This window comes from Type-D symbiont of Plautia stali (assembly GCF_001485335.1).
GTDB lineage: Bacteria > Pseudomonadota > Gammaproteobacteria > Enterobacterales > Enterobacteriaceae > Pantoea > Pantoea vagans_C.
Genome location: NZ_BBOC01000134.1, coordinates 1 through 9,318 on the forward strand (window position 1 = coordinate 1; position 9,318 = coordinate 9,318).

Annotated in this window: 7 protein-coding genes; 3 read left to right on the forward strand and 4 right to left on the reverse strand. The window is 53.5% G+C overall.

Going from position 1 to position 9,318, the window contains the following annotated elements:
• The coding region (locus tag PSSD_RS24655) for a xanthine dehydrogenase family protein molybdopterin-binding subunit (RefSeq protein ID WP_058974060.1) at positions 1 to 1,455 on the forward strand (1,455 nt) is incomplete at its 5' end.
• A 308-nt stretch (positions 1,456 to 1,763) separates the two neighbouring features.
• On the opposite strand, the gene PSSD_RS26960 is transcribed toward PSSD_RS24655, so the two are convergent.
• From PSSD_RS26960 to PSSD_RS24670, 3 genes are all read right to left on the reverse strand, one after another.
• Positions 1,764 to 2,216, reverse strand: coding sequence for a thiol-disulfide oxidoreductase DCC family protein (locus tag PSSD_RS26960; RefSeq protein WP_369404353.1), 453 nt, complete (start codon positions 2,214 to 2,216; stop codon positions 1,764 to 1,766).
• A gap of 102 nt (positions 2,217 to 2,318) precedes the next feature.
• Positions 2,319 to 4,670: a phosphoketolase family protein gene (locus PSSD_RS24665; protein WP_058974062.1), complete on the reverse strand. Its 2,352-nt coding sequence runs from the start codon at positions 4,668 to 4,670 to the stop codon at positions 2,319 to 2,321.
• Between the two features lie 276 nt (positions 4,671 to 4,946).
• Positions 4,947 to 6,671 (reverse strand): thiamine pyrophosphate-requiring protein, encoded by a 1,725-nt coding sequence (locus PSSD_RS24670; protein WP_235589295.1) that lies wholly within the window; start codon positions 6,669 to 6,671, stop codon positions 4,947 to 4,949.
• Here PSSD_RS24670 and PSSD_RS28280 point away from each other — a divergent pair.
• Entirely contained in the window at positions 6,573 to 6,794 is a 222-nt protein-coding gene (locus tag PSSD_RS28280; RefSeq protein WP_235589293.1) for a hypothetical protein, read from the forward strand. The genes PSSD_RS24670 and PSSD_RS28280 overlap by 99 nt on opposite strands.
• A 152-nt stretch (positions 6,795 to 6,946) precedes the next feature.
• Here PSSD_RS28280 and PSSD_RS24675 read toward each other — a convergent pair whose 3' ends face one another.
• The gene (locus PSSD_RS24675) at positions 6,947 to 7,468 is read right to left on the reverse strand and encodes a type 1 glutamine amidotransferase domain-containing protein (RefSeq protein ID WP_058974064.1); all 522 of its coding nucleotides are present in this window, start codon (positions 7,466 to 7,468) and stop codon (positions 6,947 to 6,949) included.
• A gap of 646 nt (positions 7,469 to 8,114) precedes the next feature.
• Here PSSD_RS24675 and PSSD_RS24680 point away from each other — a divergent pair.
• Entirely contained in the window at positions 8,115 to 9,125 is a 1,011-nt protein-coding gene (locus PSSD_RS24680) for a TIGR04086 family membrane protein (RefSeq protein WP_058974065.1), read from the forward strand.
• Positions 9,126 to 9,318 lie beyond the last annotated feature (193 nt).

Here is a 9,318-nt window from a genome sequence, read left to right on the forward strand (position 1 = left end):
CGCAGTGACGCGTTGCTGGCGGCGCTCGGCGCGCGGGCGACGTCCCGACCGGTAAAGGTCATGCTGCCCAGACCCGTCATCCCTAACAACACCACGCACCGGCCCGCCACCGTTCAGCATATCCAGCTTGGCGCTGACAGCAGCGGGCTGATCACCGCGATTTCTCATAACAGCTGGTCCGGCAATCTTCCCGGTGGCACCCCCGAAACCGCCGTCCAGCAGTCAGAACTGCTGTATGCCGGTGCCAGCCGTCACACGGGCCTGCGCCTGGCCCGGCTTGATCTGCCAGAAGGCAATGCGATGCGCGCCCCGGGTGAGGCGCCTGGGCTGATGGCGCTCGAGATAGCCATTGATGAACTGGCGGAAAAAGCGGGAATGGATCCTGTCGCCTTTCGCATCCGTAACGACACGCAGGTTGACCCGGCTCATCCGGAGCGTTTCTTTTCGCGACGTCAGCTGGTGGAATGCCTGAAGACGGGCGCTGAGAGGTTTGGGTGGCATAAGCGGACGCCTCAGCCTGCGCAGGTGCGTGAGGGTCGCTGGCTGGTAGGCATGGGAATGGCCACCGGCTTTCGTAATAACATGGTGGCGACCTCCGGCGCGCGCGTGCATCTGGATGAAACCGGGCATGTGACGGTTGAAACCGACATGACGGACATCGGTACCGGCAGCTACACCATTCTTGCCCAGACGGCGGCGGAGATGATGGGGGTCAGCCCGGCTCAGGTCACCGTCAGGCTGGGGGACTCTGACTTTCCGGTATCCGCAGGATCGGGTGGCCAGTGGGGTGCCAACACCTCAACGGCCGGTGTTTATGCTGCCTGTGTGAAACTTCGCGCCGACGTTGCTGAAAGGCTGGGGTTTGACGGCGATAACGTAGAGTTTGCCGACGGACAGGTTATACAGGGCGACCGCCGCGCTTCGCTGGCCACGGCAGCAGCCTCCGGCACGATTACCGCTGAGGACAGCATTGAGTTCGGTGATCTTGACCAGCAATTCCAGCAGTCAACTTTTGCAGGACACTTTGTTGAAGTGGCCGTGGACAGGTTTACGGGGGAAGTGCGCGTAAGGCGGATGCTGGCAGCCTGTGCGGCCGGGCGTATTCTGAACCCTAAAACAGCGCGCAGTCAGGTGATTGGTGCCATGACCATGGGGCTGGGTGCTGCGCTGATGGAAGAGCTCGCCGTGGATGAGAAGCAGGGGTTTTTTGTTAACCACGATATGGCCGGTTACGAAGTTCCGGTGCACGCGGATATCCCGGAGCAGGAGGTCATTTTTCTCGATGATGACGATCCGGTGTCCTCACCGATGAAAGCGAAAGGCGTGGGTGAACTGGGGCTGTGTGGCGTCAGCGCCGCGATTGTCAACGCCATCTACAATGCAACCGGTGTTCGTGTCCGGGATTACCCGGTTACGCTGGATAAGCTGCTGGAAGGGCTTCCCGAGTTTATCTGAACTCTGTTCCGTCAGCCCGATGCTGCCTGACGGAGCATTAACTGTATAGCAAGGTCTTGTGTGCTGCGTTCAGTTGCTCACGGCCTGCTCCGGTTTTGCTGAACCGTCTGCATGTTCCCGTGGCCTTGCTCAGCATGGGCATCCTCTTCTGAGCGACCGATTGGCTTCATGGGGTCAGCCCGGATATTTTTATGGCGAACAATATCGGCCATGATCGACAAGGCGATTTCACAAGGCGATTTGCTGCCAATATCCATTCTCATTCAAAGGATAACGGGATGGATCCACCTGAAACACGGCAGACATATTCACTGATTTAAAAAGCGGTCGGGACGGTCAGACTCTGGGGTGCGCAGGGAATCGTAACGCCCAAATACGCGATAGCGGTTTCGGGCAACACAATTATAGAGCGAGTCGGTGACCGGCAGGGGCAGAAAACGCACTAAAGCCAGAACTCTCCAGGGCCAGGGCAGAAAGCGCATAATGCGGAAGATAGCCTCAGATCGTACCCAGTATCGCTGCCCGTCGAAAAGTACAATGGTATGGATGCTGTCTGCTGACATACCGATATGCTCCAGCAGCGTTCTCCCCTCGTGGCTCTGAACCGGTGCGAATCTTACGTGCGGGGGCAGGCGATGAGACAGTAAAAAACGGACCCAGGCGTTGCAAAGTTTACAAACGCCGTCATAGATAACCACCAAGTCGCCTTGTATCAGAATGGGAACGTGCTGTGACACAGTATCCTTATCGTTTTCGGGCACGGACTGGAAATACCCTGTCTGCTTTCAGGCGGATATACCCAGATCAAAGTCAAGCAGCCACGCAGTCATCCGGTATTTCGCTAAAGCTTCATGCAGCACGCGTCAACCTGACCAGACCCATTCACGCACTTCAGGTACATCCTCGCCGTGTTCGCGCACATAGCGATGATGTTCAGCAATACGTTCCTGCAGGTCATCCAGCAGTTCCGGGTGGCGTTCGGCCAGCCCCGGCACGTGCAGAATGGCGGCCTGCGCCAGATGATAGCGATCGAGCTCGTTGAGCACCGTCATATCAAATGGCGTGGTGGTTGTGCCCTCTTCGTTAAAGCCGTGCACATGGAAATTGCGATGATTATTGCGCTGATAGGTCAGCCGATGGATGAGGCTGGGATAGCCGTGGAACGCAAATATCACCGGTTTATCAGCCGTGAAAAGCGCATCAAATTCGGCTTCGGATTTGCCATGGGGATGCTGCTCCTGTGTCTGCAACGCCAGCAAATCGACCACGTTCACTACCCGCACGCGTAACTGAGGCAGATAACCTCTCAGTAGGTCCACTGCCGCCATCGTCTCCATGGTCGGGACGTCGCCTGCACAGGCCATCACCACGTCTGGTTCGCCCTCACAGCCTGCCCAGCGCCATTCGCCCATTCCGGCTTCACAGTGCGCAACAGCACTCTTCATATCCAGCCACTGGGGGGAAGGCTGCTTGCCAGCCACGATGACATTGATCCTGTCCCAGGTTCGCAGACAGTGATCACCAACCCACAATAGCGTGTTGGCATCAGGCGGCAGGTATATGCGTACAATGTCAGCTTTCTTGTTCGCGACATGATCGATAAATCCCGGATCCTGATGGCTGTAACCATTGTGGTCCTGCCGCCAGACATGCGAGGAAAGGAGATAATTCAGTGATGATATCGGTTTACGCCATCCCAGTTTCCGGCTGACTTTCAGCCACTTGGCGTGCTGATTGAACATCGAGTCGACAATATGGATGAAGGCTTCGTAACAGTTAAACAGTCCGTGTCGTCCCGTGAGCAGGTACCCTTCAAGCCAGCCCTGACACTGATGTTCACTGAGGATTTCCATCACCCGACCATCACGTGACAGCTGTTCATCGTAATCCCTGACCGGTTCCATCCATGTGCGCTGAGTGACGTCAAACACCGGCGAGAGGCGGTTTGAAGCGGTTTCATCCGGACCAAACAGACGGAAATTAACGGCGTTGCGTGTAAAAATCTCGCTGAGATAGTGGCCAAACTGCTCCGTAGCTTGCCCACTCGTGCTGCCCGGCTTGCCGGTCTTGAGCGCAAAGTCCTGTATGTCAGGTGTGTTAAGTTCCTGACGTAGTCGCCCTCCATTAGCAAAGGGCGTCGAGCCCATCCTCTTATCACCCACAGGCGCCAGCGCGCGTAGTTCTGGTCTGAGTTTGCCACTCTCGTCGAACAGTTCCTGAGGCTGATAGCTGCGCATCCACGCTTCGAGGATCTGTCGGTGGCCATCATCCTCCCGACAGCCGGATACCGGCACCTGGTGCGCACGCCAGAAATCTTCGACTTTCTTTCCATCGACTTCTTTTGGTCCGGTCCAGCCCTTAGGGCTGCGCAGAACGATCATCGGCCATCGCGGCACTGCATCAGGGGAAGTATTGCTGCGGGCCTGCTGCTGGATGTCTGCTATCTGATTAAAAACGGTATCCAGCGCTTGGGCCATTTGCCTGTGCATATCCGCAGGTTCATGCCCGCTGACAAATACTGGCTGATAACCATAACCACTGAACAGCTGATGCAAATCTTCATCACTGCTGCGACCGAGCAGCGTGGGGTTGGCTATCTTATATCCGTTGAGATGCAGTATGGGCAGTACGGCACCATCGCGCTTCGCATTGAGGAATTTAATGCCGTGCCAGCTTGCTGCCAGCGGACCGGTTTCTGCTTCTCCATCACCGATGACGCAGGAGACAATTAAATCTGGATTGTCGAAGGCGGCACCGAAAGCATGTGACAGTGAGTAACCCAGCTCCCCTCCTTCGTTAATCGAACCCGGCGTTTCGGGTGCAGCATGGCTGGGGATGCCCCCCGGGAAAGAAAACTGCTTAAACAGGCGCTGCATGCCCCCAGCGTCTTCGCTGACGTGCGGGTATATTTCACTGTAGCTGCCCTCAAGCCAGCTGTTCGCCACCATCCCCGGACCACCGTGCCCGGGACCACATACGTAAAGCAGGTCCAGTTCGCGCTGGCAAATGATGCGGTTAAGGTGGGCGTAGATAAAGTTCAGGCCGGGCGTCGTTCCCCAATGCCCGAGCAGACGCGGTTTAAAGTGCTCTGGAAGCAATGGCTCACGTAGTAGTGGATTGCCCATCAGGTAGATCTGACCGACGGAAAGATAATTGGCGGCCCGCCAGTAGCGATCCAGCAAATCAAGCTCGTTTGCTTCGGTAGCATTGCTCATGTCTTCCTCCGCGGCTTAACTGTCTACTAACCCTAATAGAGGAATGACATTGTCGCGAGCCAGACGGGTGCGGCAATCCTGAGGACCATCCAGTATCAAAGGAAGCAAAGCATCAAACTGCTGACGGTATCCCGCCATACCTTCGGGACGGAAACCGGCACCGCACTAAGGCAGATGATGCTCATGGCTGCGAGCGTATATTCCATCCGCAATTGCAGGGCAAATAAACTGCCCCGCAATACTGAAATTGGCCTTATTCAAATTTCATGCTGAGTTTCATTTCCGCTTGCTGGTGAACAACTGATTCGCCGTATCCTTAATGACCTGAGACGCACCACGATCGCCTTTTGCCATTGATGACATAAACGCCTTGGCTTGCTTGAGGGTGATGTGTGGCGGAAGCGGGGCAACTTCTGGATCAGTTTTAACTTCAAGTACTACCGGACGGTCTGCACTGAGTGCCCGTTGCCATGCGCTGGCAAGTTGATCGGGATTATCGATGTATATGCCTGTCAGCCCCAGTGATTCAGCAAACTCCGCGTATTTCACATCAGGCAACTGTTGCGTGGCTTCAAAGCGCGGATTACCTTCCATGACGCGTTGCTCCCAGGTCACCTGATTGAGATCCTGATTATTAAAAACGCAGACAATCAAACGGCCATCTTGCCACTGCTGCCAGTATTTCTGGATTGTGATCAGCTCCGCCATATTATTCATCTGCATGGCACCGTCTCCTACCAGCGCGACAACCGGACGTTCCGGATAGGCAAACTTTGCTGCGATGGCAAAAGGCACCGCAGCTCCCATACAGGCCAGCCCACCGGAGAGCGTGGCTCTCTGGCCCTGCTTCACGCGATAATCACGAGCGAACCAGTTGGCGCAGGAACCCGAATCAGACGTCACGATGGCATTATCAGGTAGCTGGGGGGACATTTCCCAGACTACCCGCTGCGGATTGACAGGGTTGGCAGGCGCCATGGCCCGTTCTTCCATTTGTTTCCACCAGTCCTGAACCTTTACCGCTATGTCTTCCTGCCAGCTGCGGTCCGTTTTTGGCTCAATCAGTGGCAAAAGTGCGCGTAAGGTTTCCGCGGCGTCACCATGGAGATTAACTTCACAGGGATAGCGCAAACCCAGCATGGCGGGGTCGATATCAATCTGTACGGTTCGCGCCTGACCCTCTTTGGGCATAAATTCTGTCCACGGAAAACCGCTGCCAATCATGAGCAGTGTGTCGCAGTTCTGCATCATCTCCCAGGAGGGTTTGGTGCCCAGCAAGCCGATTGAACCCGTCACGAATGGGGCATCATCGGGCAGCACATCCTTACCCAGCAACGCTTTTGCCACACCTGCACCCAAATGATTGGCCGCCTGTACCACCTCAACCGCGGCATTTCGTGCCCCGGAACCAATCAGTATCGCGACCTTTTTACCTGCATTGAGAACCTCTGCCGCCCGCGCGAGATCGTCTTCATAGGGGACGATTTTAGGTTTCTGATAACCGCTCCCCGAGTGGGTAAATCCATGAACATGAGGAGGTGACTGCCATTCCTCATCCTGAATATCTTTCGGAATGATGAGCACCGCCACCCCATTTTGCGCTTTGGCGATGCGGACACCGCGATCAACAAGGTGTCGAACCTGCGCGGGAGCGGCAGCTTCCTGCACAAAATTGGCCACATCCGCAAAAATGCGATCCAGGTTCATCTCCTGCTGATAACTGGCGCCTCGCGCCGTCGCTTCAGCCTGTCCGGCAATAGCCAGCACTGGGGCATGGTCCATCTTTGCATCATAAAGTCCTGTCAAGAGATGTGTAGCACCCGGTCCACCGGTGGACAGGCAGACGCCAAGCTCCCCCGTAAACTTTGCGTGACCTGCGGCCATAAAGGCGGCCATCTCTTCATGTCGCACCTGGATAAGTTCGATACCCTCGCCTTTCTCGTTCGCACGCTGGATAGCACCCAGCACGCCGTTGATCCCATCGCCCGGGTAACCATAAATGCGTTTTACACCCCATTCCTTCAGGCGCTGGACAAAAAATCACTGGTTTTTATGCTCATTGTTTTTCCTTATTCGGTCATGCAATCCGTGAGGATAGTTTTTAAAGGAAGGGGCCAGGTGTAACCGCGGAATTGCCGTGGATTCGCTTTAACTCGCTGCAGTTGATAGATGAATGTCAGGCAGACACTGCATGGTGATGCATAATTTTGTGTTCAAGAGTTGAGTGGCCACCATGGCTGGCGGCCGACTGTTAAGCTGCAGAGCACCCTTAAAACTCAGGCCGCATTGAGGATTCTCAGCGCTTCACGGTTAAACGCAGGCAGATCCTCTGGCGTTCGGCTGGTGACAAGTTTGTCATCATCCACAACAACCTCTTTGTCATAAAAGTCCGCGCCCGCATTACGCAGATCAATGGCGATCGCTTTTACGCAGGTCATCTTGCGACCGCGCACGCCGTTGGCACTGATAAGCAGCTGAGGGCCATGACAAATGGCGAATACAGGTTTGCCGCTGGCGACAAACTCTTTGGTGAAATTCACAAAACGGTCGTCACCCCGCAGGGAGTCAGGTGAATGGCCGCCTGGCAGAAGTAATGCGTCGAACTCTGCCGGACTGACGTGATCAATATCTCTGTCGATTTTGACTTCTGCTTTACCCTGCTTACCTGTGACGGTTTTTCCCGCTTGCATCTCAATGGTCACCACCTCGTGTCCTGCTTTGGTATAAGCATCGGCGGGTGAGGTGAATTCGGAGTCCTCGAATTCATCGGTGATCAGTACCGCTATTTTCTTACCCATCTGTCTCTCCTTGCTTTGAAAACGCTGTGCGTTTGTGGCTCGGTTAACCCATAAAGCTTGGTCGCCATGACGTAAAAAACAAGCCAGGCGGTGGCAGTGATGCAGATGAACCTGTGAAAGTTAAAAACATCTGGCTGCAGAGACAGCGACAGCTCTATTTCATAACCTTCTGTTTGAACGAGTTTATTTAAAGGTCGCGCTGATGTTTAGCACGTCATAATGTGCAGTTTTTTATATTATTTAGATGCTTAAAACGTGAGTAAAATCGCCCTAAAGTGCCGATTAAAAATTCCTCTGCAAAATAGTCACTCAAATGGTTTCATTGCTAAATCTGGCCATCATGTGGATAAGTGGGAAAGCGCACAAGAAAAATGGAAAGTTGATACTCAGGCGCTATATTGAAAAGTGTGCTCCATTTCCCACAGTAAGGGTAATCAAGGATAAGGAATTCCCGCACTGCTTCTTCCCGCTTCGGCGGGATTTTTTTTGCCTGTTTTTCATCTCGCTGATAATTAATGCTCGCCTCGTTTAACCCAGTCAAGCAACGCAAAATAAAATTGGTGGCCTTGTTATTTAATGACTACGCTGAACTATAACATCTGTTTAAAGCTGTCGGATAATTATCATAAATTACCGGAGAAAGATCATGGCCGAACCCTGGGTAAATGATGGTGCAATCGTAACAGACTCATATCGTGGCCTTCCGCTGAAACGTATTTCATGGAGTGCTGTATTTGCAGGCGTTATCGCTGCGCTTATCGTTCATATATTATTAGGTTTACTGGGCACTGCTATAGGCGCATCCGTCATCGATCCTCAACAGGAAAATAATCCTCTTGAACACATTGGTACGGGTGCGCTGATATGGACAGGGATTAGCATGCTGCTGGCCATCATTTCAGGCGGTTACGTCGCAGGTAGGCTGGCGCAACGTGAAGGGGCCCTGCATGGCTTACTGATGTTTGGTGTCAGCACACTCATAACCCTTTGGCTCGCGTTTAGCCTCGCTACAGGTATCATCGGCGGTGCATTTAATATTCTTGGAGCCGGAGCGAGTGCGTTAGGAAGTGGCGTTTCGGCCGTAGCGCCGTCTATAGGAAACATGGCCAAAGAGAAGCTTCAGGAAAATAACATTAATCTGGATCAGCTTCAGAATGAATTACAAACCACCCTTCGGCAGACAGGTAAGCCTGAACTTCAACCGGATAAGCTCCAGCAGGATGTCAGTAGTGAGGCCAATGGCGCAGAAAATCAGGCGAAAGCGACGGCACAAAACCCGCAAAATGCTGACAATGATATTGTGAACTGGGTCCGCGGGGTCATTAACCGTCATTCAGATACGCTTCAGGCAGCAGACCGTGAGGCGCTCAAGAACATCATTAAAGCCCGCACCGGCAAGAGTGACCAGGAGGCTGAACAGATTGTAAACCAGACGGTTGAGAGCTACCAAAGGGCTGTGGCACAGTTTCAACAGCTGAAACAACAGGCCGAGCAAAAAGCACGTGAAGCTGCTGAAAAAGCCGCCGCAGCAACAGCTAAAGCCAGCTGGTTTACCTTCTTTGTATTAATTATCGAGGCCGTGTTGGCTGCTGTATTCGGACGGATTGGCAGAAAAACTCAGCCTCATACGGTTCTCACCACTGAAAGACCTCTCTGATATTGTACGCTTCTTCGAAAATTGAAGTGATGTTCCTGCCCAGCCCTGAAGACCACAATTCTCAGGGCGGGTATGGGCATTATTTTGCGCGATGCATTTCTTTTAGTAGATAGCTAAAAAGTAATTTTTAAATTAATTTATCGCCTCGCTTATTATTGATCCCTGGAACAAGGAGTAACGTTTTAATTTAGTG

Coding starts and splice junctions, on each gene's coding strand:
- PSSD_RS24665 (WP_058974062.1), bottom strand. CDS start 4,670: ATGAGCAATGCTACCGAAGCAAACGAGCTTGATTTGCTGGATCGCTAC.
- PSSD_RS28280 (WP_235589293.1), top strand. CDS start 6,573: ATGTCGCACCTGGATAAGTTCGATACCCTCGCCTTTCTCGTTCGCACG.
- PSSD_RS24675 (WP_058974064.1), bottom strand. CDS start 7,468: ATGGGTAAGAAAATAGCGGTACTGATCACCGATGAATTCGAGGACTCC.
- PSSD_RS24680 (WP_058974065.1), top strand. CDS start 8,115: ATGGCCGAACCCTGGGTAAATGATGGTGCAATCGTAACAGACTCATAT.